The following is a 23469-nucleotide window of genomic DNA, read 5'->3' on the forward strand; positions in this document are numbered from 1 at the left end:
AGTGTATCAGAACTTGGTAAAAAAATAGCGACTAATAAGCCTTTTTAAGTCATGTTTTGGTGAAAAAAGTCTGCTAATCAGTTAGTATCAGGCAATATTTTTGGTGTAATTTGATATCGAGACAAAATGACAAAATCACAGCGTAAAATACTGGTCACAAGTGCCCTTCCTTATGCCAATGGCCCAATCCATCTAGGCCACATGCTTGAATATATCCAAACGGATATTTGGTCACGTTTTCAAAAGTTACGTGGACATGAATGCCACTACATTTGTGCCGACGATGCTCACGGCACGCCGATTATGCTTAAAGCACAGCAAATGGGCATTACGCCAGAAGAAATGATTGCCCAAGTGCAAAAAGAGCACCAGCAAGATTTCGCGGATTTCAATATCCAGTTTGATAACTTTCACAGTACTCACAGCGACGAAAACCGCATTTTGGCCAGTGATATTTATCTAAAGCTCCGTGATCGCGGTTACATCAAAACCAAAACCATTTCACAATTATATGACCCTGAAAAGTTAATGTTCTTGCCTGACCGTTTTGTTAAAGGCACCTGCCCAAAATGTAAGTCTGAAGATCAATACGGTGATAACTGTGACAACTGTGGTGCAACTTATAGTACAACCGATCTGATAAATCCTAAATCGGCAGTCTCTGGTGCTACACCAATAATGAAAGATACCGAACACTTCTTTTTCGACCTGCCAGCATTTGAAGGCATGTTAAAAGAGTGGATTCAATCAGGTTCATTGCAACAAGAAATGGCCAACAAGCTTAACGAATGGTTTGAACAAGGCCTAAAGCAATGGGACATCTCTCGTGATGCACCCTACTTTGGTTTTGAAATCCCTGATGCTCCCGGTAAATTTTTCTATGTTTGGTTAGATGCACCTATCGGTTATATGGGCTCATTTAAAAACCTATGTGACAAGCGTGATGATTTAAACTTTGACGATTTTTGGAGTTTAGACTCTACCGCGGAGGTGTATCACTTCATCGGTAAAGACATTGTTTATTTCCACAGTTTATTCTGGCCAGCAATGCTTGAAGGCGCTGGCATTCGTAAACCGACCAGTGTTTATGCTCACGGCTATGTCACGGTAAACGGTTCAAAAATGTCTAAGTCTAAAGGCACGTTTATTAAAGCGCGTACTTATTTAGATAATTTAGATCCGGAATACCTACGTTATTATTACGCGGCTAAATTAAATAGTCGTATTGATGATTTGGATTTAAATTTAGAAGATTTCGCTCAACGAGTAAACTCAGATTTAGTCGGTAAATTAGTTAACCTTGCTTCACGAACGGCAGGTTTTATCGGCAAACGTTTTGACGGAAAATTAGCCAAGGTAACCGACAGTAGCTTAACCGACATATTCTTAGCCAAAAGCGAAGTGATTGCCGAATTATATGAAACTCGCGAATTTGGCAAAGCGATGCGTGAAATCATGGCATTAGCTGATATTGCTAACGCCTATGTTGCAGACGCAGCACCTTGGCAATTAGTTAAGCAAGACGATAAACAAGATGAAGCACATCAAGTTTGCAGTAATGCATTAAACTTATTCAGAATCTTGGTCACTTACCTCAAGCCTGTATTACCAAAACTGGCCGGTGATGTTGAAGGTTTTTTACAGTTAACCTTAACGTGGGACAATTTGGGCCAAGATTTATCAGGTCATGAAATAGCGCCATTTAAAGCATTAATGCAGCGTATCGAACCCAAAAGCATTGAAGCTATCATCGATGCCTCTAAAGAGAACTTGCAAGCCAGTAACACGGACGCACCTAAAACCGATGCGCCGACACAAGCCGTTAATCAATTAGAGCAAGATCCTATCAGCCCAGAAATAAGCTTTGAAGATTTCGCAAAAATTGACTTACGGATTGCGCGTATCAGCAAAGCGGAACATATCGAGAAAGCCAATAAATTACTGCGTCTTGAATTAGATTTAGGCGGCGAAACCAAACAAGTATTTGCGGGTATTAAATCTGCTTATGCTCCTGAAGATTTGGTTGGCAAACTCACGGTGATGGTGGCAAACCTTGCCCCACGTACAATGAAGTTTGGTGATTCAGAAGGTATGGTATTAGCTGCAGGTCCTGGCGGTAAAGATCTGTTTATACTAGAACCCCATGAAGGTGCTCAACCTGGCATGCGCGTTAAGTAACTGTTAAATACATAGAAAAAAGACCGCCTCGGCGGTCTTTTCAACAGAAACACATCCAGAAAAACACTACCAGTGATTAAGTAATTAATCTACAAGTATAAAGTAGTGCATTAATGATTAGAATTAACATCAACATCTGATTTTGGCTTTGCATTAACTTCGTTCTGGATATCTACATCTTGTTGGTGAGTGGCATTATCTTCATCCATTGCCTGCTTTAATCGCTCTTCATATAACATAAACAGTTTAATAAAATCGTTACCAAAACGCTCACCCACTGATTCTTTCAACCACATATCGTATAAACGTTTTGAAGCTTCTTTTTCAACCCGCTTATAGGTTGCCTTTCGTCTCAACACATATTCTTCCGAATGACCTAATAACTGTAACGATGACAAGCTGAGTTCAAGAGCTGAATGATGCGTTTCTGACTCGACCGCGTCAGCGCCAGCCTCTTTTAATAAATGCCCATGACCACGGTCAAATGCTCTAGCAACAATCTTAAGTTTAGGGTAGGTATGATGTAAGTATTTAACTAACTCCACACTACTTTCTCTATTATCGATGGCCACCACAAAAAGCGAAGCTTGTTCAATACCAGCAGTTTTTAATAAATCTGGACGAGTCGCATCACCGAAATAGGCCTTAGTATTAATGCGCCTGATAGCGTCGACCTGTGAAACCTGATAATCGAGCACTACGGTTTTAATATTATTCGAAATTAAAAAGCGATTTACCACCTGGCCAAAACGGCCAATACCCGCAATAATCACCGTGCCCTCATCATCAATATTATCTTGTTCTCGTTGATTTTTTTTCACTTGAAAGCGTGGATAAATCACTTTATCGAATAATATAAATAACCCTGGGGTTAAAAACATCGATAACGCGACTACGATAGATAAAGTCTGCGCCAGATCAGTTGGAATAACATGCTGTTGAACACTGAAACTCAGTAATACAAAACCAAACTCCCCCGCTTGAGCCAGACATAACGCAAACAACCAACGATCACTGCCCTTAATCCTAAAAATCAACGCTAATAAATACAGCACAAGTGCTTTAATCAGCATAACACTTAAGGTGATTGCAATTATTTCACCAAAATCAGCAAATAGAATCGTAAAGTCGATTCCAGCGCCAACAGTGATAAAAAACAATCCCAATAATAAGCCTTTAAACGGACCAATATTGGCTTCAAGCTCATGCTTAAATTCACTGTTTGCCAGTACAACGCCTGCTAAAAAGGTGCCTAATGCGGGTGATATACCCACTAAACTCATTAATGCCGCAATGCCGATGACCAACATAAGTGCTGCTGCGGTAGAGATTTCACGAGCACCTGATTCGGCGACCATTTTAAATAATGGCCTACTGAGATAGTGACCACCTAACACCACAGCCCCAATAGCTAACACCAGTACAATGGCATATGCCCAACCAGGTAATGAGGCCACTAGGCTTAACTGCTCGTGTTGTTCACTCATACTACTAACTGCAGCTTGGGCTTTCTCAACTAACTCAGGTAAGGCTAATAACGGAATAAAGGCCAACATGGGGATGACCGCGATGTCTTGAAACAACAATACCGAAAATGCGTTCTTTCCGGCGTGGGTTTTATTGAGGCGTTTTTCAGATAAGGTCTGCAACACAATTGCGGTAGAGGATAGTGAAAAAATTAATCCTATCGTTAATGCAATACTCAGTTGGTAGCCCGCATAAATTGCACAAGCCATTACCACCACAACCGAACCCACAACTTGTAAGCCACCAAGCCCCAGTAAACGATTACGCATCGCCCACAACATTTTGGGTTCCAGTTCTAAGCCAACCAAAAATAGCATCATCACCACACCAAATTCGGCAAAGTGTTGAATGGTATTGGTTTCACTGCCCACTAAACCAACAATAGGACCAATGACCACACCCGCAATCAAATATCCCAACACGGAACCCAAGCCTAATTTATTCGCTAACGGAACAGCAATGACTGCAGCGGTGAGATAAATAAAAGCCTGTAAAAAGTACTCTGTCATTGGGGGTCCTTATCGGGTAAATAATTAATATCGACTTTTACACTGCAATTACAAGTGCAAGTGCAAGTACAAGTGCAAGTACAAGTGCGGGCCAATATTCAGCGATGTATTTTAATCCACTACACTGGGTTAACGATATCAATAAAATGATGGGTTAAATCAAACTTACTGGCTAAATGCTGCCCTAATGCCTGAATACCAAATTGTTCAGTAGCATGATGTCCTGCAGCAAAATAATGCAGCCCTTGCTCCATTGCTGCATGATAAGTACGTTCTGACACTTCACCGCTTATAAACGCATCTACCCCCATTTGGGCTGCATAATCAATATAGTCTTGAGCACCACCAGTACACCAAGCCAAGGTTGAAATAGGCTTGCTGTTATCACCAATATGTAATGGTGCACGTTTAAGTACCTTAGTCAGTAATTGACTCAATTCGCTGGCGCTTAAAGGATGCTCTAAATGACCATGCCAGAGTAAGTCTTGCCCTACTGGTTCATATACTCGAGGACTAATAATCCCTAACTGGTAAGCTAGTTGGGCATTATTTCCAATACCGTGATGGGCATCAAGCGGTAAATGGTAGCCGAATAAACTCATATCATGGTCCATTAATACCTTAATTCGGCGATACTTCATCCCAGTGATAATTTCTGGCTCGTTTTTCCAAAAAAAACCGTGATGAACAAGAATAGCATCAGCATTAACGGCCGCCGCTTGCTCAATTAATGCTTGGCATGCTGTTACGCCTGTCACAATAGTGCGGATATCAGACTTACCTTCAACTTGTAAGCCATTAGGAGCATAGTCTTTAAAGGCTGACACGTTTAAAAAACTGTCTAAATATGTCCCTAACGTTTGACGAGTAATGGTAGAGGAGCCTTGATGATGTGTTGACATAATATTTTCCTAACAAAATGGATAGAAGCCTCTGAAGCCAACTCAGAAGATAATGGGCCATTTATCACTTACTATCCGTTGTTAAATTGCAAGCGAATCAGCCACTGAGTTGTACGATTTTTTAGGGATTTAACTAATTAACCTCTGCTCAGAATAATAAACGGTATCGTGCTAATTTTAGCTTATTTATTCAATACCTTCACTAGAGATGAGTTTAATAATTCAATGTAACTCACTGTCGAATATTTCAACAACAGCAGTCATAAACGCTGATAAATCTGACGTTATGAGGGATAAACCGACAATTCAAGCCACTAATTGGACTTTTGTAGCCTTCACACATTAAAATTAGTAACAACCTTCATTTAACATGATAACAAATAGGTTATTAACTATGACAACATTGACTAAAGAAGAGGTCATCGGCCAACTACAAATGGCTCTTGAAAAGCAGTCTGGACAAGCAGTTTCTATTGAACAAGCTGGCAGCTGGTACAAAATTGACGGCGGTAAATCAGTGCGCTTTAGCGAACTTGAATCCATGCATGCACAACTAACTGCATCGTCAGTAAAAAAAGCACCTACTGCGCGCCAAGCAGCTATTGAGCCTGCTGCAAGGTTAACGGCAAAAACTGCAGCGAAAAAACAACCGAGTAAAAAAGTGCAATCAAACTCAGGCGGATTAACGCCTAAGCAGTTGTGGCGTAAAAAACTCGAAAACACAACTGGTCATCAAACCTTGCCGCGTGGATTTTAATCTCTATTAGCAACAACAGATCAAACAGTATTGTTAGCAAATATTGACCACAGTGTGTAAACAAAAGGAGCCTAGGCTCCTTTTGTTTTAGTTGCATTTTCACATCGCGAATTATTACATCGAGAATAAATACATCGAGAATTATTACATCGCGAATTACTACATCGAGAATTACTACATCGAGAATTAATACATCAAGAATTAATACATCGAGAATTATTACATCGAGAATATTTACATCGCTAGGTCGACCCTGACATAACCGGTTAAGTAAACCACCCTAACCTCATCTCCGGCAGTAAAACTCATACCCGGATCCGCATCTTGGATCACCATAACTTGGCTACCATCTTCTTGCTTTATCATTAGTTCAACTAACTTAGTTTCAAGATAATATTGTTGGTTACCGTGCTGACTGCCAATGCCACCGCCAATCAACGCCCCCAAAACAGTAGCAACATCTTTACCTGAACCGCCACCAAATTGATGACCGATGACACCACCGATCAATGCACCGCCAAAGGTTTTCCAACCGCTTCGACTGTCTTCTACTAGCTGTTTCTCTGTCACATGCTTCACAGATTCAATGTGGCCGTATAACACTTTTTCAACTGGAACGGCTTGATTACGTTCGTAAGCAGCTTGGCTTTGACCACAAAACAAACAAATAGTCAGCAATACTGCAAAAATACTCTTCACACTTACAGTTATGATTTTAAACATGGCCATTTTCCGCTAAGTTAACGATAAGGTATTACAAATAATATACTCAATTGTGAACTCACTGTCTTATTTAAATCAATCCATCGGCTTCCCGCCGCCTGAGCAAGCTCTTACTGATCCGAATGGTCTATTAGCCATCGGAGGAGACTTGCGGCCAGACCGCCTAGCACAAGCCTATTACCAAGGTATTTTCCCTTGGTTTAACGCTAATGACCCCATTTTGTGGTGGTCTCCCGATCCTCGAGCGGTGTTCACACCAAGCCATCCTTTTGGCAGTAAAAGCTTAATTAAATTTCTTAAAAAGTCTTCATGGCGCTTTACCATCAATCATGCATTTTTAGATGTTGTTGCCGGTTGTGCTGGGCCCCGTAACACCCAAGATGGCACTTGGATTTCGGCCGAAATACAAATGGCCTACTATGAGCTGCATCTCCAAGGGCGTGCTCATTCTATTGAAGTATGGGATGGCGAACAGCTAGTGGGCGGATTGTATGGTATTCCGGTGGGCGGTATTTTTTGCGGTGAATCGATGTTTCATCGTCAAACAAATGCATCAAAAGCAGCCTTTGCTATACTGAATCAACACTTGGTGAAACACGATTTTCAATTGATTGATGCGCAAGTAATGAATCCTCACTTAGTTAGCCTTGGGGCTAAAGCCTTACCTAGAAGCGAGTTTTTAACGGTGCTTCATCAGTACAGAGATCGTACAACTTCAGCGTCAATGTGGAACAAACAAGAGGTGTTTATTGAATTCTAAATCTGTCAGCGTTGGAATAAGCCAGCCTTTTGATTGCAATTATATTGAAGGTAATAAAGAGCAATTGCTGGTGATCCAAGAACCGCAAATAGACGCAGCGCTGTTTGAACAACTGCTGACGATGGGCTTTCGTCGTAACGGCAATGCTATTTACAAACCTCGTTGTCCCTCCTGCCAAGCTTGTCAGTCTATTAGATTGAATGTTAATGATTTTATATTATCTAAACGCCAAAAAAGAACCTTAAAAAACAACCAAGATTTGCATTGGAAAGTCACTCATACCTCACGGCCAGAGCACTATGATTTGTATCAACGTTATATCAATGAACGTCACAACGATGGTCCAATGTTTCCTGCATCGCCAACCCAATATGATGATTTTTTATTATCAGATTGGTTACCGCCGATGTTTATTGAGGTGTTTGATCAAGAGCGATTAATTGGGGTAGCCGTAACCGATGAAATGATGAGCAGCTTCTCAGCAATTTACAGTTATTTTGATCCTGATTATGCCGACCGTTCATTAGGTTCGCTGATGATTTTAATCCAATGCCAATTAGCAAAATCATTGGGTAAACGTTTTTTATATTTAGGCTATCAAATTGATCAAAATCGGAAAATGAGCTACAAACGTCAATACCGTCCGTATCAAATTTTAACAGCACTCGGTTGGCAAGTTGGTGAAAATCTTACGGCTCTTTCTCGTTAACGCCCTTTACAGTTCAGTGTTTTTGGGGCATGATACGCCCGATTTTTTCATATTTGAAGGCTAATGGGATAACTAATTAATGGCGAAAGAAGACAACATTGAAATGCAGGGCACTATCCTTGAGACCTTGCCAAATACAATGTTCCGCGTAGAGCTTGAAAATGGACATGTGGTGATAGCCCACATCTCTGGCAAAATGCGCAAAAACTACATCCGTATTTTAACGGGTGACAAAGTCACTGTACAGTTGACTCCTTATGACCTATCAAAAGGTCGTATCGTCTTCCGCGCACGTTAATCGCTAGCCTCAACAATGTAAAAACCGACTGCCTGTCGGTTTTTTTGTTGTTATACCAAACTGCATAAATAAAGTGTATTCAACGTAAAGCAACACGCATCAAACAAGACGAATGTTCAACGTAATGGGTATCCCTTTATCAGAGCATTCAACCAGGCATCGCGATGGTTGTAATCCGTTTTGCAGAAGCACCTCATACGATCCACTACTATGTTTATTGATTTAAAAAGGGAATACCCATTTTGCTATCAATACCCATTGAATTGAACAGTAAGAAATGCTTTGAGTTGAAGGCTTATTTATAAGTAACGGTATTGGGCGCAATTAACATACATAAAAAAAGATGACCCATGGGTCATCTTTTTTAATGGCATATTTTCAAGTATATGGATTGATTCCTACGAGACTTTTTCTAACGACTCGCAATCGATATTGATCTCACCTTCTTTAACGTCAATATGCGCAATACCACCCCTTTCAAGCACACCAAACAGAATCTCATCCGCTAACGGACGTTTAATCAATTCAGTGACGACACGTGACATTGGGCGTGCGCCCATCGACTTGTCATAACCTTTCTCTGCAAGCAAGGTTCGCGCTTCATCACTAACATCTAGCGTGACACGCTTATCATCTAGCTGTGCCTGAAGCTCAACTAAGAACTTATCAACCACTTTGGCGATAACGGTCATATCCAAATGATTAAACCATACAATTGAATCTAAGCGATTACGGAACTCAGGTGAAAAGACTTTATTGATTTCAGCTAAGGCATCTTGAGTGTGATCTTGCTGTCTAAAACCAATCGATTTACGAATAGTTTCTTGTACGCCAGCGTTGGTGGTCATCACTAAGGTGACATTTCTGAAATCTGCTTTGCGACCATTGTTGTCGGTCAAAGTACCGTGATCCATCACTTGCAGTAACAAGTTGAATACATCAGGATGCGCCTTTTCAATTTCATCAAGTAGCACCACACAATGCGGATTTTTAATCACAGCATCGGTTAACATACCACCTTGGTCATAACCCACATAACCTGGAGGGGCCCCGATTAAACGTGACACGGTATGACGTTCCATGTACTCAGACATATCAAAGCGAATCAGTTTAAGGTTAAGACAATTAGCTAATTGATTAGTGACTTCTGTTTTACCTACCCCAGTCGGGCCTGCAAACATAAAGCTGCCTACTGGCTTTTTCTCAGAACCTAAACCGCTGCGCGATAAGCGTATAGCAGCACTAAGGCTCTCAATCGCTTTGTCTTGACCAAATACTACCATCTTAAGGTTACGTTCAAGGTTACGTAACATATCCTTGTCAGTCGACGATACCGACTTCTCAGGAATACGCGCCAACTTAGCAATGATGGCCTCTATTTCCGCTTGACCAATGGTCTTCTTACGTTTGCTTTGCGGCATCATCACCATGCGCGCACCAGCTTCGTCAATCACATCAATCGCTTTATCAGGTAAATGACGATCGTTTATGTGTTTGGCCGATAAAATAGCCGCACTGCTGATGGCAGCTTGGGTATAACGCACCCCATGGTATTCTTCGTACTTAGATTTAAGTCCCATCAAAATTTTGGTGGTTTCGGCAACTGAAGGCTCATTAATATCAATCTTTTGGAAGCGACGCGCTAAAGCACGGTCTTTCTCGAAAATGCTTTGATATTCTTGGAATGTGGTTGAGCCCATGCAACGTAACTTACCACTCGATAATAATGGCTTAAGTAAGTTAGATGCATCCATCACACCGCCAGAAGCGGCACCAGCACCAATAATGGTATGAATTTCATCAATAAACAAAATGGCATGCTCATCAGCAGCGAGTTCTTTTAATAAGCTTTTAAAACGCTTTTCAAAATCACCACGGTATTTAGTGCCCGCTAATAATGAGCCTAAATCTAACGAATACACCGTTGCATTGGCCATAACATCAGGCACTTGCTTATTGACAATACGATAAGCTAAACCTTCAGCAATAGCCGTTTTCCCCACCCCAGCTTCACCCACTAGTAATGGGTTATTCTTACGGCGACGACACAATGTTTGAATAGCACGTTCAATTTCAGCATCACGACCAATTAATGGATCGATACTGCCGTCTTGGGCTAATTGATTTAAATTAGCAGCAAACTGCGCCAACATGCTGCGATCTTCTGGATTTTCAGATTGTTCGTCAATGCGTTCTTGATCTTGTGGTTCGCCAGAATCATCTTCTTTTGACATGCCATGAGAAATAAAATTAACCACATCTAAACGGGTAATATCACAACGACGCAGTAAATACACTGCTTGCGATTCTTGTTCACTAAAAATAGCGACGAGTACATTGGCACCAGAAACTTCGTTACGACCAGACGATTGCACATGGAATACAGCTCGTTGCAAAACACGTTGGAATCCCAAAGTGGGTTGTGTTTCACGTTCTTCAGTTGATTCTGCAATAATGGGCGTGGTTTGTTGAATGAAATTAGCCACTTCTTCTCGTAAACGATTAACATCCGCCCCACAAGCAATTAATGCTTCGTAGGCAGAAGGATTATCAATCAGCGCTAATAATAAATGTTCTACCGTCATGTATTCATGACGTGAATCTCTAGCTTGCTGAAACGCTAGGTTCAAGGTGACTTCCAGGTCTTTGTTCAGCATAAGCACCCCCTAAATTTAACCACAGACTGTGAGATATCGATTTTATACTTTCTCTAACGTACACAGTAACGGATGTTGGTTTTCTCTTGCAAACTGATTTACTTGAAAAACTTTTGTTTCTGCAATCCCAAATGGAAATACACCACACAATCCTTTGCCTTGGTTATGAATCGCTAACATAATATCTACAGCTTGCTGTTCATTTTTCTCAAAAAAACGTTGTAATACTTCTACCACAAAGTCCATCGGGGTGTAATCATCATTGTTTAGCACCACTTTATACATATGGGGTGGTTGTAGTTCAGATTCAACCTTTCCTTCAATATGTTCTACATTGCCTAATTTAGCCATTGTTTAATTCTAGCCTCTCGTTTGGTTCCCGACCACTTGATATCGTTAAATTAATTAAATGTTGTTTTTTTGTTAATTACTACTTGACATATTTTCGTACAAATTTCATTCTGTTTGTTAGGCGGCGAATACTAGACCGCTGGATAATAAGTTTTACTATCTTACTGGTAAGTAGACAACAGAAGGAAGTGGAAGTATGGCAAACGGAACTGTTAAATGGTTCAACAACGCCAAAGGATTCGGGTTTATTTGCCCTGATCAGGGTGGCGAAGATGTATTTGCGCACTATTCAACTATCGAAATGGAAGGTTATCGTACCTTAAAAGCAGGTCAACCTGTGTGCTTCGAAGTTGAAGAAGGCCCCAAAGGAATGCATGCTTCAGCCATCTCGCCAACAATCTAATTGGTGAGACTATAAAACAAAAAGACAGGGATTTTAATCCCTGTCTTTTTTATTGCCTAAAAAAACATCAACTCAATCAATTTAATACACCTTCAACTGAAGATGTATTCATTAACAGAATAACTCACACCTAGTTAGGAGAGCTCTTGTGCAGATTAACCAATTACAAACTGGTTTAATGTTGCACTAGGGCGCATTGCTTGCTCGGCTTTAGCTGCATCTAAACGGTAATAACCACCTAAATCAACTGCTGGGCCTTGTGCACCGTTCAATTCAGCAAGAATAACCGTTTCATTTGCAGCCAATGACTTAGCTAGAGGTGCAAAGTGTGCAGCAAGCTCTGCATCAGCCGTTTGCTCAGTTAATGCTTGTGCCCAATACATCGCTAGGTAAAAGTGACTACCGCGGTTATCAAGTTCACCTACACGACGTGATGGTGATTTATTGGTATCAAGGAATACACCAATTGCCACATCTAAGGTGTCTGCTAATACTTGTGCCTTAGGATTATTGGTCGTTTGGCTTAAATGCTCTAAAGACGCAGCAAGTGCTAAAAACTCACCTAATGAATCCCAACGTAAGTGACCTTCTTTTTCGACTTGTTGCACGTGCTTAGGCGCTGAACCACCGGCACCTGTTTCAAATAAGCCACCGCCATTCATTAACGGCACGATAGACAACATTTTAGCACTGGTACCCAGTTCAAGAATTGGGAATAAATCGGTTAAGTAGTCACGTAACACGTTACCCGTTACCGAAATAGTGTCTTCACCTTTGATGATGCGCTCTAGCGTAAAGCGAGTTGCATCCTCTGGCGTCATTATTTGAATGTCTAAACCAGCAGTATCTTGCTCAGCTAGATATTGAGCCACTTTCTTAATTAACTCAGCATCGTGAGCACGGTTACTGTCTAACCAAAATACCGCTGGTGTATTACTTAAACGTGCACGCTTGACGGCTAGTTTTACCCAGTCGCGAATTGGCGCATCTTTCACTTGGCACATGCGATAAATGTCGCCAGCTTCAACGTCATGGCTCATTAACACATCACCGGCTTGGTTAATCACATTAACCGTACCAGTAGCTTTAATTTCAAAGGTTTTATCGTGGCTGCCGTATTCTTCTGCTTTTTGAGCCATTAAGCCCACGTTAGGTACGCTGCCCATAGTTGTTGGATCAAATGCACCGTGCTTTTTACAGAACGAAATCGTTTCTTGATAAACACCAGCGTAACAACGATCTGGGATCATTGCTTTGGTGTCTTGTAACTGGCCATCAGGACCCCACATTTTCCCCGAAGAACGGATAGCTGCAGGCATTGATGCATCAATAATGATGTCACTAGGTACGTGTAAGTTAGTGATACCTTTATCAGAATCAACCATCGCAAGTGCTGGACGAGCAGCATAAACAGCAGCAATATCTGCTTCAATTTCGTTACGTTTAGCTTCTGGTAACGTGCTAATTTTGGCATAAACATCACCAAAACCATTGTTTACATCAACGCCTAGCTCAGCAAATAATTTACCGTGCTTATCGAACACATCTTTAAAGAACACTTTAACGGCAAGACCAAATAATATTGGGTCAGACACTTTCATCATGGTCGCTTTAAGGTGTAAAGATAGTAAAACATCTTCAGATTTTGCCGCTTCGATTTCACGAGCATAAAAATCCACTAACGCTTTTTTGCTCATCACTGATGAGTCAATAATTTCGTCCGCTAATAACGCTAAGCCGCTTTTCAATACAACGTCTTTGCCGTCTTGTTGAGTCAACACGATATTGACTTTATCAGCTGCCGCTAGAGTGACAGACTGCTCACTGCCATAGAAGTCGCCTTCGTTCATATGAGCAACGTGAGACTTAGAGTCGCTGGCCCATTTACCCATTGAATGTGGGTTTTTCTTGGCGTAGTTTTTCACTGACGTTGGTGCTCGACGATCTGAGTTACCTTCACGTAATACTGGGTTTACCGCGCTACCTTTAATTTTATCATAACGCGATTGAGCTTCAACTTCTGCGTCATTTTTAGGCTCATCAGGATAGTTAGGAATGTCATAACCTTTTGCTTGAAGTTCAGCAATACAGGCTTTTAACTGCGGAATTGATGCACTAACGTTAGGTAATTTAATGATGTTAGCTTCTGGCTTATTAGCCAATTCGCCTAATTCGGTTAGCGCATCAGCAATTTTTTGCTCTGCGGTTAACTTTTCAGGGAAGTTAGCAATAACACGACCTGACAAAGAGATATCGCGCGTTTCAACTTTTACGCCAGCAGCGTTAGTGAAAGTGCGGATAATCGGTAATAAAGACAGCGTGGCAAGTGCCGGTGCTTCGTCGGTTTCTGTGTATATGATCGTTGGAGTGTTATCTTTCATTTTGTTTCCTACATTATTGTAAATTTATAATTTATTAGAATAAATTGCGTAAGCATTTGACGGGCTTTGGTGGATAACACTCGCACAAGTTAACCGTGGTCAGCGACCATGGCACACTTTTTTATAAGCCAAGTATGTGAAATCCCCTATCCCTTTATTATTATATTTTGTTCTCAAACCTCTGAGATTTAGCGGTTAAAGCCGATATCTCAGAATGATAAATTAGGTACAGATCACAATTTTTAGGCGGACATCATAGATCATTCTTAGTAATTTTCAAATTCCACTAAGGGCGAATACGCAGTAAACTACCATAAATAGATTTATATTCGTTCACTTTTCACTCACTTGTATTAGCAAAGGATGTTAACCATACCTTTATGTCAAAAATCGGTAAATTCAGTCAATTTAAAAAAACATCTACTTACAGAACTGGCGCGTCTACAAAACCAGTTAATTCAGAGGCAACAAGTGCGACAGCCAATCGTGGCAGGGCAAAATCGCGACCGCCACAAAAACCACGGCCTGAAAATCCCGTCATCGTATTATTTAACAAGCCATTTGACGTGTTGTGCCAATTTACCGATGAAGCAGGCCGACAAACATTAAAAGACTTTATTCCAGTAGCCGATGTTTACGCAGCAGGACGTTTAGACCGTGATAGTGAAGGTTTGCTATTGCTTACCAACGACGGACAATTGCAGGCAAAGCTTACCCAGCCATCGCAAAAAACCTTTAAAACCTATTGGGTTCAAGTGGAAGGCGAACCATCAGATGAGGCAATCAATGCCTTATGTAATGGGGTTGAATTAAAAGACGGCATGACATTACCGGCTAAAGTTTGCGTAATGACATCTCCTGATATTTGGCCAAGAACCCCGCCGGTGCGAGAGCGTAAAGCCATTCCAACAACCTGGCTTGAAGTGCAAATTTGTGAAGGTCGAAATCGCCAAGTCAGAAGAATGACCGCACATGTAGGTCACCCAACCTTAAGATTAATCCGTTATAAAATAGGCCAATGGTGTCTAGATGATTTACCAAATGGTGAATACAAAGTGATCAGCACGGCAATGTAATCGCTGGCAGACGCTTTATACAAGAGGGAAATATGACTGAACGCTATAAACCTAATACTACTGTAGCTTGCGTGATCCACTGCCAAGGTAAATTTTTATTGGTTGAAGAATGCATCAACGGTGAGGTTAAATTTAACCAACCAGCGGGGCATTTAGAGGCCAATGAATCGATTATTGCAGCATGCGCTCGTGAAATTGTTGAAGAAACGGGACTTGATCTGACACCACAAGCCTTAGTAGGGATCTATCAATTTCGGGCAGCTACAGATTTAGCCTTTGTTCGTTATACATTTTGTATTGAGCTGGCCGAGCAACAACACGCCACACCAGGTGATAATGCCATTACCGCTACCCATTGGCTTAATCTTGCAGACATCATTGCCCTTGGCAACCAGCTTCGTAGCCCATTAGTGCTAAAAAGTATTGAAGATTTTTTACAACAAACGGATAAAAACCATTCCGCACAGCACACGCCGTTATCGTTGCTCAATGTCGATTATTTTTAATGGCTTGTATTAGGCTATTTGTATGTGCCTCAAGATAGCCCATTAAGCGAATGCGTGATAGAATACGCGCCGCACAAATGTCGTATTAATTGACCGTTTACCAATTAATCTCTTCGATATGTGCAACTATAATCTCTGCGATATTCGCAACTAATAGTATTCAAGTTAACGACTAGCAAAAATCTAGCACAATCGCCTTGAAACATCGGCATTGCGGCACAATATATACATTATCTTTCTTCAAGGTTTTTAGGATTTATGACATCACTCAGCCCTACTTCAAACGGAAAAAAAGTCATTGTCGGCATGTCCGGCGGTGTGGACTCTTCAGTATCAGCTTACTTGTTAATGCAGCAAGGCTACGAAGTTGAAGGTCTGTTTATGAAGAACTGGGAAGAAGACGATACTGATGAATATTGCGCTGCAGCAGATGATTTAAAAGATGCTCAAGCGGTTTGCGACAAGCTAGGTATAAAAATGCACACCGTCAATTTTGCTGCCGAATACTGGGATAACGTATTCGAATACTTCTTAGCAGAATACAAAGCAGGCCGCACGCCTAATCCCGATATCATGTGTAATAAAGAAATCAAATTTAAAGCATTTCTTGAATTTGCCGACGACATTTTAGATGCTGATTATATCGCCATGGGCCATTATGTTCGTCGTCGTGATAATAGCGATGGCAGCGTTGAAATGCTCCGTGGGGTTGATGGCAATAAAGACCAAAGTTACTTCTTATACACCTTAAGCCACGAACAAGTTGCCCGTAGCTTGTTCCCTGTCGGTGAACTTGAAAAACATCAAGTACGCGAAATAGCCCAAAAATTGGGACTCATTACTCACGACAAAAAAGACAGCACTGGCATATGCTTTATTGGTGAACGTAAATTTACTGACTTCTTAGCAACGTATTTACCAGCACAACCTGGTGATATCGAAACATCGGAAGGTGAAGTGATTGGGACACATCAAGGGTTGATGTATCACACACTTGGACAACGCAAAGGCCTTGGCATTGGTGGACTGAAAAACAGCAATGAAGACCCATGGTATGTGGTCGAAAAAGATTTAGTCCGTAATGTGCTTATTGTGGCGCAAGGTGGCAATCACCCTCGTTTAATGTCAACGGGTATGACTGTCAATCAGCTCCATTGGGTTGATCGTAAAGGTCCAGCCAATAACAGCACGATTACGGTAAAGACCCGTTATCGTCAACGTGATGTTGGATGTACCCTCACCTATGATGACGCAGACAATATTACGGTGATGTTTGATGAGGCGGTTGCCGCAGTGACCCCAGGGCAATCAGCCGTGTTTTATGATGATGACATCTGTTTAGGTGGCGGCATAATCGATACTTTAATTCGAGGATAATCCGTGAGCCAAACTCCAGACAACATCTTGTTTGAACGCACTATGGCCTTCGCGGGTATTTTACAAGCGATTGGCCAAGTGCAGTATTTAGCACGCCACGGCGAAAGTGACAAAGACGCCTTAGCTGCTACGCTTAATACTATTTTAGTCACAGAGCCTGAATCGACAGTTGAGGTCTATCAAGATAAAGCCATTTTAGATAATGGCTACCAACTGATTCAAAATCAGCTCGGCGATGGCAGTAACAAAGATGTCGAAACCACTCGTTACTTAGTTGGCGTATTAGCGCTTGAACGTAAGCTTGCCCGCTCGCCCAATGGTTTGGGTATGCTGGCAGAGCGCATCAATCAAGTGCATCGCCAACTGGCACATTTTGCGATTACCGATGAACAAGTACTTGCCAATTTTGCCAGTATTTACAGTGATATCATCAGTGAATTAGGCCCTAAATTACAAATATCAGGTAATCCCGATTGCTTAAAACAGCCTCAGGTGCAAAACAAAATTCGTGCGTTACTGCTTGCTGCAATGCGCAGTGCGGTATTATGGCGCCAATTAGGTGGCAAACGCCGCCATTTAGTGTTTGCCCGTAAGGCCATATTTGATACAGCAAAACAAAGCCAAAATAACAATTAATCGAATCACCCTACAACAAAGTTCATCAAGGAGCTTCAAATGGATCTTTCCGCACTAACTGCTATCTCTCCGGTAGACGGTCGTTATGGTAGTAAAACCGCCTCATTACGAGGGATTTTCAGCGAGTTCGGTCTTACTAAGTACCGTGTTCAAGTTGAAATCAACTGGTTAAAGCTATTATCTAGCTGCCCAGAGATTGAAGAAGTTCCCCCTTTTAGCGAAACCGCCCTTGCCGTGTTAGACAGCATCAAGGACAACTTTAGCGAACAAGACGCCCTGCGCGTTAAAGAAATTGAAAGCACCACCAATCACGACGTTAAAGCGGTTGAGTACTTTATTAAAGAACAAATTGCCAATAATGCCGAGTTAGTCGCCATTGATGAATTTGTCCATTTTGCCTGTACCTCTGAAGACATTAACAACTTATCTCATGGCTTAATGTTAAAAGAAGCGCGTGAACAAGTGCTAGTGCCGCATTGTCAGCAGATTATTGATGCGATCAAAAAATTAGCGCATGACAATAAAAGCGTGCCGTTAATGTCACGCACCCACGGCCAGCCAGCATCGCCATCAACGTTAGGCAAAGAAATGGCTAACGTTGCGGTACGTTTAGATCGCCAATTAAACCAAATCAACGCTGTTGAAATTATGGGTAAAATTAACGGTGCAGTCGGTAACTACAACGCACACATCTCTGCATACCCAGAAGTAAACTGGCATGAGTTGTCACAGCGTTTTGTCACCAGCCTTGGCATTAATTGGAACGCGTATACCACTCAGATTGAGCCACATGATTACATTGCTGAATTGTTCGATGCCATTGCTCGTTTCAACACCATCCTAATCGATTTTGATCGTGATATTTGGGGTTATGTTGCACTAGGCCACTTTAAGCAGCGCACTATCGCAGGCGAAATTGGTTCATCAACGATGCCGCACAAAGTCAACCCAATTGATTTTGAAAACTCTGAAGGCAACTTAGGTATCGCTAACGCGCTAATGCAGCACTTAGCTGCTAAATTACCCGTTTCAAGATGGCAACGTGACCTAACTGACTCAACCGTATTGCGTAACTTAGGCGTGGGTATGGCTCACTCGTTAATTGCATATCAAGCAACCTTGAAAGGCATTAGCAAGTTAGAAGTGAATGAAGCACAACTTTTAGCTGAATTAGACAAAAACTGGGAAGTATTGGCCGAGCCAGTGCAAACCGTAATGCGTCGTTACGGTATTGAAAAACCGTATGAGAAGTTAAAAGAACTGACGCGTGGCAAACGTATTGATGCCGCACAACTTGCAGTATTCATCGATGGTCTTGAATTACCAGAGCACGTAAAAGTTGAATTGAAAAAAATGACCCCAGCAAACTACATTGGCCGCGCAGAAGCCTTTGTTGATGAGCTAAAATAGTCTTATAAGCTTATACATACCATTAGCGGTCGCATATGTGGCCGCTTTTTTATTGTATTACCACTCGTTAATTATCTCGACCTGAGGTCAATGATGTACACATTAAATATTGATACCCAAGCCTTTATTAAACAGCATTGGCAGCAAAAACCACTTGTAATCAAACAGGCTTTTGTCGACTTTCAAGATCCTATCGCCGCAGATGAACTTGCCGGCCTAGCCTGTGAAGAAGAAATATCATCACGCGTTGTGGTCACAAAAGGTGATGACTGGGACGTAGTCCAAGGTCCATTTGAAGACTACGACCAATTTGGTGAAGACAACTGGCAGCTATTAGTTCAAGCCGTAAACCATTGGTACCCTGACTCACAGGCTTTAGTCGAAGCATTTCGATTTTTACCAGACTGGCGCTTTGATGACTTAATGGCATCATTTGCCACGCCAGGTGGTGGTGTTGGGCCGCATATCGATAACTACGATGTGTTTATCATTCAAGGTGATGGCGAACGTCGTTGGAAAGTGGGCGACAAGGGTCAACATAAGCGTCGTGGTGATAACCCTAACTCACCGCTAGTTGACGACTTCGAACCTATCATCGATGTGGTATTACAAAAAGGCGATGTACTTTACATTCCACCAGGGTACCCACACTGCGGCGAAACATTATCGCTAGCCTTGTCATATTCGATTGGTTTTAGAGCGCCTAGTCAGCAAGAATTATTAACTGAACTCGCTGATAGTTTAATCGACAGCAACCAAGGCCAAAAACGTTTTAATTCTGTGGATGAGCCAGCAACACCAGGGATGATTAGCCAATCTCACCAGCAGGGTATTATGGATTTATTGACCCAATTGGCTCAAGATCCAGCCAGCTATCAAACCATGCTAGGTAAGCTACTGAGTCAAAATCGTTTCGAACTTGATATCTGTGAAGGCGAAGAGCCATTAACGGCCGATGAGTTATTGGAAGCGATTGAGCAAGGCGCGATAATTCAACGCATTGGTGGTTTGAAAGTATTGCAGTTAGAAAATGATAATGAGCAGCGTTTGTTTATTAATGGTGAAGTGTACACCTTTACTAATGTTACAAATGACATGTTACAACTATTGGCTAACCAGGTAAGGATCACGCCTGAAGAGGCAGGTTTATTCACAGCCAACCCAGCGGCAATGGATGTTCTAACCGAATTACTCAATCAAGGGTTATTCTATTTAGCCGAAGACGATTGCGAGTAATCATTAGCATATAAGTCACTGAGCTTGATGGCGGCTATCAACAAGAGCTCATCGATATGATCCATCAAGCTCAAGATAATAAAAAAAGGCACTGTGAGTGCCTTTTTTATGCTTATTACTTCAAGTTACTAGTGGCTTAGGGCATTACCCCCACAGTTTCTCATCTTGATTCATTTTATATAAGCTTTCTGCTCGCGACACCAATAATTGTGCAAACTTAAGTTGAGTAGGATCTTTGGTTACACCCGACTTGTGCAAGTTCTCTGCTTTAAGTTGCCACATCATTGAAAAATGTCTAATCGCATCACGAGCTGTTGCCGCGACTTTCACATCAACATAATCCGAAGGTAAATCACCTGACATTACCCAAAATGTTTGTTTTTTAGGTTGCTTCGATTCCATCTTCCAAATGGCTAAATAAGGAGCAAGATAACGGCTTTCGTCAGCAAGTACTTTACTTGGGATCACCCCTTTCTCAGCCAAAAAACGGTTCGCCTTTTGAAATTGAGTACGAACCCACTCTTGTCTTAATGCCTCAGGCTCTGGTGTTGGCTGTGCAACCGGCTCTGCTACTTCTTCAGTCATAATACTTCCTATCTTATTGTTATATTACAGGTTAGAACAAAAATGCAACCTGATATTCAATCTCAAAAACACTGATGCAACATAAGTTACTTTACGTTTACGTAAGGTGGCAAGCTAAATTTCCACATCAATGACAAAAATAACTAAATCATGCTTTGTTGAGAGTATCGCTAAATGCTATCGTGCTGCAATAAATATAACAAGCAGTCGTTTGCGCCTTTTGTACTCAATTAACAGAAGGTGTGAGAACTTTACTTTAACAAGCTAGCAAGCGGAGATGTCACGTGGCAGTTTTTAATCATGTTTCGTTCGATGAACACGAACAAGTGGTCTTTTGTCATGATAAACAAAGTGGTTTAAAAGCCATAATTGCAGTCCATAACACTAACCTAGGCCCTGCCGTAGGTGGTTGTCGTATGTGGAACTATCAATCGGATGATGAAGCCTTAACAGACGTATTACGTCTTTCTCGTGGAATGACTTATAAAAATGCGTTAGCCGGTCTCACCATGGGTGGCGGTAAAGCAGTGATCATCGCCGATCCTAAAACAACCGACCGCGAAGCGTTATTCCTTGCATTTGGGCGCTTTGTGAACAGTTTAGGTGGCAAATATTATTCTGCAGAAGACGTTGGCGTATCGACATCAGACATCATGATAGCCAGTCGTGAAACTGAATTTGTTGCTGGACTTGAAGGTAAATCAGGCGATCCATCGCCACTTACCGCGTTAGGCACGTACCTTGGCATTAAAGCCGCCGTAAAACATCAACGCGGCATTGATAGCCTAAAGGGAATTAAAGTCTCTGTGCAAGGCGTGGGACACGTTGGTTATTACTTGTGTAAGCATTTACATGATGCAGGCGCTGAACTCATTGTTACCGACATTCATCAAGCCTCGCTTGACCGTGTTGCAACCGAATTTGGTGCAACCGTTGTTGCTCCACAAGATATCTATACCCAGGATGTTGATGTCTATGCGCCTTGTGCATTAGGTGCAACACTTAACGACACAACCTTGCCATTACTAAAAGCGACCATTGTTGCCGGTTGTGCCAATAACCAGTTAGCTGAAGTTCGCCACGGTGAAAAACTCAAGCAAATGGGTATTCTGTACGCGCCAGATTATGTGATTAATGCTGGCGGTATTATCAATGTGTCATTTGAGAAAAACTATGACGCTGCAGCCTCTACCGCCAAGGTTGAGCAGATTTACAATACCCTGCTGACTATTTTTGAACGTGCTGATAGCGAGAACCGCACTACCGGTTCTGTAGCCGATGAAATGGCTAAAGCAATTATTGATGCCGCAAGATAGTTAATCAGCTTGATATTAAGGCTTTTGAATCCCTTAATATAACTTTATAAACATGCATTTATAAAAATCAATTTATAAACATAACTTTATAAAAAAAGCTAAAAGGAAATGCCTGTGCATTTCCTTTTTTATTACTCTTCCCTCCAGATATTGCTGGTTACGGGTTCATCAAGTTGCAACAAATCGTTCACCTTAGCGTCAAATAACTGCCCTACTCTACATCAACACTGACGCAATCTGTGTATTAGGGTGAATGACGGATGATCTCACACAGCAAAAAAAGCAATCAACAACGGCAACCTTTATCTCACTTAACGCATAGTGACAAAATTCAGCATTTTCATGCGTTGTGGATATCGGATGTTCATCTAGGCAGCATTGATTGTAAAGCAGACTTTTTATTACATTTCCTCAATCATAGCCAATGCCAATACTTGTATTTAGTCGGTGACATTGTCGATATCTGGGCACTGAAAAAACGTGTTTATTGGCCCGACAGCCACAATAAAGTGATACAAAAAATCCTCGAACTGGCCAGTAGTGGCACCCAAGTTATTTACATACCAGGTAATCATGATGAGGCTTTCAAAGATTATGCCGACAGTCATTTCAGAGGTATTACCCTCGTTAAACAGCATATTCATCAGTCTCTGAGTGGTAAACGTTTTTTAATACTTCATGGCGATCAATTTGACTCACAAGTATGTGTTAGTCGTACCTACGCAAAATTAGGCGACCATTTATATGATGTGTTGTTGTGGCTAAATCGTCAGTTACACAGAGTAAGAAGCCGCCTAGGATATCCATATTGGTCACTAGCCAGCTACATAAAACTCCGCGTCAACAAAGCTCAGCAAGCCATTAACCAATACCGAGATGCCGTACTGCGCTATGCCATTAAAAAACAAGTCGACATGGTGATATGTGGCCATATTCATCAGCCAGAATTATCACAGCATACGATTAATAACCACATCATCACTTACGCAAATGATGGTGATTGGGTTGAAAATTGTACTCTCATAGCAGAGACAGAATCTGGAGATGTGCAGTTGCTTAAGTGGGATGAACAAACGTTGCAAGCTACAGCAGTAAACACGATTGATTTTGGCAGTTCAGAGGCTGCATCAATCATCACGCCCCAAAAACAGCACGTTGCATAAATAAGGCTA

General features: G+C 41.6%; 21 protein-coding genes. 14 read left to right on the forward strand and 7 right to left on the reverse strand.

What is annotated here, in order from left to right:
• Positions 1–126: 126 nt before the first annotated feature.
• Positions 127–2178 (forward strand): methionine--tRNA ligase, encoded by a 2052-nt coding sequence (metG, locus tag AAEY99_RS06300; protein WP_101086967.1) that lies wholly within the window; start codon positions 127–129, stop codon positions 2176–2178.
• A gap of 110 nt (positions 2179–2288) precedes the next feature.
• Here metG and AAEY99_RS06305 read toward each other — a convergent pair whose 3' ends face one another.
• Together AAEY99_RS06305 and AAEY99_RS06310 are read right to left on the reverse strand one after the other, a co-directional pair.
• The gene (locus AAEY99_RS06305) at positions 2289–4214 is read right to left on the reverse strand and encodes a monovalent cation:proton antiporter-2 (CPA2) family protein (RefSeq protein ID WP_351009694.1); all 1926 of its coding nucleotides are present in this window, start codon (positions 4212–4214) and stop codon (positions 2289–2291) included.
• Positions 4215–4333: 119 nt separating this feature from the next.
• A complete protein-coding gene (locus tag AAEY99_RS06310; RefSeq protein ID WP_310734189.1) occupies positions 4334–5086 on the reverse strand; it encodes a Nif3-like dinuclear metal center hexameric protein in 753 nt (250 codons plus the stop codon).
• A gap of 424 nt (positions 5087–5510) precedes the next feature.
• On the opposite strand from AAEY99_RS06310, the gene AAEY99_RS06315 reads away from it, so the two are divergent.
• A complete protein-coding gene (locus tag AAEY99_RS06315; protein WP_351009697.1) occupies positions 5511–5873 on the forward strand; it encodes a hypothetical protein in 363 nt (120 codons plus the stop codon).
• 234 nt (positions 5874–6107) lie between these two features.
• Here AAEY99_RS06315 and AAEY99_RS06320 read toward each other — a convergent pair whose 3' ends face one another.
• On the reverse strand, positions 6108–6596 hold the full coding sequence (locus tag AAEY99_RS06320) for an outer membrane lipoprotein (protein ID WP_392343548.1): 489 nt from the start codon (positions 6594–6596) through the stop codon (positions 6108–6110).
• Positions 6597–6648: 52 nt separating this feature from the next.
• Here AAEY99_RS06320 and aat point away from each other — a divergent pair, with 52 nt between their 5' ends.
• From aat to infA, 3 genes are all read left to right on the forward strand, one after another.
• Positions 6649–7356: a leucyl/phenylalanyl-tRNA--protein transferase gene (aat, locus tag AAEY99_RS06325; RefSeq protein ID WP_101086962.1), complete on the forward strand. Its 708-nt coding sequence runs from the start codon at positions 6649–6651 to the stop codon at positions 7354–7356.
• Positions 7346–8065, forward strand: a complete 720-nt coding sequence (locus tag AAEY99_RS06330) for an arginyltransferase (protein ID WP_162023297.1) — start codon at positions 7346–7348, stop codon at positions 8063–8065. The genes aat and AAEY99_RS06330 overlap by 11 nt, the downstream gene beginning before the upstream one ends.
• 79 nt (positions 8066–8144) lie before the next feature.
• Positions 8145–8363: a translation initiation factor IF-1 gene (infA, locus tag AAEY99_RS06335; RefSeq protein ID WP_011496276.1), complete on the forward strand. Its 219-nt coding sequence runs from the start codon at positions 8145–8147 to the stop codon at positions 8361–8363.
• A 398-nt stretch (positions 8364–8761) separates the two neighbouring features.
• Here the strand turns inward: infA and clpA are convergent, their stop codons facing one another.
• Both clpA and clpS read right to left on the reverse strand, forming a co-directional pair.
• A complete protein-coding gene (clpA, locus tag AAEY99_RS06340; RefSeq protein WP_101086960.1) occupies positions 8762–11020 on the reverse strand; it encodes an ATP-dependent Clp protease ATP-binding subunit ClpA in 2259 nt (752 codons plus the stop codon).
• A 42-nt stretch (positions 11021–11062) separates the two neighbouring features.
• Positions 11063–11371: an ATP-dependent Clp protease adapter ClpS gene (gene clpS, locus AAEY99_RS06345; RefSeq protein WP_101086959.1), complete on the reverse strand. Its 309-nt coding sequence runs from the start codon at positions 11369–11371 to the stop codon at positions 11063–11065.
• Positions 11372–11567: 196 nt separating this feature from the next.
• Between clpS and cspD the strand changes: the two genes are divergently transcribed.
• Positions 11568–11774: a cold shock domain-containing protein CspD gene (gene cspD, locus AAEY99_RS06350; protein WP_011637711.1), complete on the forward strand. Its 207-nt coding sequence runs from the start codon at positions 11568–11570 to the stop codon at positions 11772–11774.
• Positions 11775–11929: 155 nt separating this feature from the next.
• Here the strand turns inward: cspD and AAEY99_RS06355 are convergent, their stop codons facing one another.
• A complete protein-coding gene (locus AAEY99_RS06355; RefSeq protein ID WP_350978053.1) occupies positions 11930–14155 on the reverse strand; it encodes an NADP-dependent isocitrate dehydrogenase in 2226 nt (741 codons plus the stop codon).
• 380 nt (positions 14156–14535) lie between these two features.
• On the opposite strand from AAEY99_RS06355, the gene AAEY99_RS06360 reads away from it, so the two are divergent.
• From AAEY99_RS06360 to AAEY99_RS06385, 6 genes are all read left to right on the forward strand, one after another.
• Positions 14536–15231, forward strand: a complete 696-nt coding sequence (locus AAEY99_RS06360; RefSeq protein WP_101086957.1) for a pseudouridine synthase — start codon at positions 14536–14538, stop codon at positions 15229–15231.
• 32 nt (positions 15232–15263) lie between these two features.
• Positions 15264–15737 carry an NUDIX hydrolase gene (locus tag AAEY99_RS06365; protein WP_182743905.1) on the forward strand — a complete coding sequence of 158 codons (474 nt, stop codon included), beginning with the start codon at positions 15264–15266 and terminating at the stop codon, positions 15735–15737.
• Between the two features lie 258 nt (positions 15738–15995).
• Positions 15996–17114, forward strand: a complete 1119-nt coding sequence (gene mnmA / locus AAEY99_RS06370) for a tRNA 2-thiouridine(34) synthase MnmA (RefSeq protein WP_335692476.1) — start codon at positions 15996–15998, stop codon at positions 17112–17114.
• Between the two features lie 3 nt (positions 17115–17117).
• Positions 17118–17750: a high frequency lysogenization protein HflD gene (hflD, locus tag AAEY99_RS06375; protein WP_281047853.1), complete on the forward strand. Its 633-nt coding sequence runs from the start codon at positions 17118–17120 to the stop codon at positions 17748–17750.
• A gap of 39 nt (positions 17751–17789) precedes the next feature.
• A complete protein-coding gene (gene purB / locus AAEY99_RS06380) occupies positions 17790–19160 on the forward strand; it encodes an adenylosuccinate lyase (protein WP_182771164.1) in 1371 nt (456 codons plus the stop codon).
• A gap of 93 nt (positions 19161–19253) precedes the next feature.
• Entirely contained in the window at positions 19254–20396 is a 1143-nt protein-coding gene (locus AAEY99_RS06385) for a ribosomal protein uL16 3-hydroxylase (protein ID WP_351009743.1), read from the forward strand.
• Between the two features lie 144 nt (positions 20397–20540).
• Here AAEY99_RS06385 and AAEY99_RS06390 read toward each other — a convergent pair whose 3' ends face one another.
• On the reverse strand, positions 20541–20981 hold the full coding sequence (locus AAEY99_RS06390) for a DUF4826 family protein (RefSeq protein WP_101086952.1): 441 nt from the start codon (positions 20979–20981) through the stop codon (positions 20541–20543).
• 284 nt (positions 20982–21265) lie between these two features.
• Here AAEY99_RS06390 and AAEY99_RS06395 point away from each other — a divergent pair, with 284 nt between their 5' ends.
• Together AAEY99_RS06395 and AAEY99_RS06400 are read left to right on the forward strand one after the other, a co-directional pair.
• Positions 21266–22297 (forward strand): Glu/Leu/Phe/Val dehydrogenase dimerization domain-containing protein, encoded by a 1032-nt coding sequence (locus AAEY99_RS06395; protein ID WP_101086951.1) that lies wholly within the window; start codon positions 21266–21268, stop codon positions 22295–22297.
• Positions 22298–22557: 260 nt separating this feature from the next.
• Positions 22558–23460 (forward strand): UDP-2,3-diacylglucosamine diphosphatase, encoded by a 903-nt coding sequence (locus AAEY99_RS06400; protein ID WP_351009703.1) that lies wholly within the window; start codon positions 22558–22560, stop codon positions 23458–23460.
• Positions 23461–23469: the final 9 nt, after the last annotated feature.

It is taken from the genome of Shewanella sp. S1-58-MNA-CIBAN-0166 (assembly GCF_040310085.1).
Lineage (GTDB): Bacteria > Pseudomonadota > Gammaproteobacteria > Enterobacterales > Shewanellaceae > Shewanella.

What these genes read in the sequence shown, in the direction of transcription:
- metG (WP_101086967.1), top strand. Translation starts at nt 127, where the DNA reads ATGACAAAATCACAGCGTAAAATACTGGTCACAAGTGCCCTTCCTTAT.
- AAEY99_RS06305 (WP_351009694.1), bottom strand. Translation starts at nt 4,214, where the DNA reads ATGACAGAGTACTTTTTACAGGCTTTTATTTATCTCACCGCTGCAGTC.
- AAEY99_RS06315 (WP_351009697.1), top strand. Translation starts at nt 5,511, where the DNA reads ATGACAACATTGACTAAAGAAGAGGTCATCGGCCAACTACAAATGGCT.
- AAEY99_RS06320 (WP_392343548.1), bottom strand. Translation starts at nt 6,596, where the DNA reads ATGTTTAAAATCATAACTGTAAGTGTGAAGAGTATTTTTGCAGTATTG.
- infA (WP_011496276.1), top strand. Translation starts at nt 8,145, where the DNA reads ATGGCGAAAGAAGACAACATTGAAATGCAGGGCACTATCCTTGAGACC.
- clpA (WP_101086960.1), bottom strand. Translation starts at nt 11,020, where the DNA reads ATGCTGAACAAAGACCTGGAAGTCACCTTGAACCTAGCGTTTCAGCAA.
- clpS (WP_101086959.1), bottom strand. Translation starts at nt 11,371, where the DNA reads ATGGCTAAATTAGGCAATGTAGAACATATTGAAGGAAAGGTTGAATCT.
- cspD (WP_011637711.1), top strand. Translation starts at nt 11,568, where the DNA reads ATGGCAAACGGAACTGTTAAATGGTTCAACAACGCCAAAGGATTCGGG.
- AAEY99_RS06355 (WP_350978053.1), bottom strand. Translation starts at nt 14,155, where the DNA reads ATGAAAGATAACACTCCAACGATCATATACACAGAAACCGACGAAGCA.
- AAEY99_RS06360 (WP_101086957.1), top strand. Translation starts at nt 14,536, where the DNA reads ATGTCAAAAATCGGTAAATTCAGTCAATTTAAAAAAACATCTACTTAC.
- AAEY99_RS06365 (WP_182743905.1), top strand. Translation starts at nt 15,264, where the DNA reads ATGACTGAACGCTATAAACCTAATACTACTGTAGCTTGCGTGATCCAC.
- mnmA (WP_335692476.1), top strand. Translation starts at nt 15,996, where the DNA reads ATGACATCACTCAGCCCTACTTCAAACGGAAAAAAAGTCATTGTCGGC.
- purB (WP_182771164.1), top strand. Translation starts at nt 17,790, where the DNA reads ATGGATCTTTCCGCACTAACTGCTATCTCTCCGGTAGACGGTCGTTAT.
- AAEY99_RS06385 (WP_351009743.1), top strand. Translation starts at nt 19,254, where the DNA reads ATGTACACATTAAATATTGATACCCAAGCCTTTATTAAACAGCATTGG.
- AAEY99_RS06390 (WP_101086952.1), bottom strand. Translation starts at nt 20,981, where the DNA reads ATGACTGAAGAAGTAGCAGAGCCGGTTGCACAGCCAACACCAGAGCCT.
- AAEY99_RS06400 (WP_351009703.1), top strand. Translation starts at nt 22,558, where the DNA reads ATGATCTCACACAGCAAAAAAAGCAATCAACAACGGCAACCTTTATCT.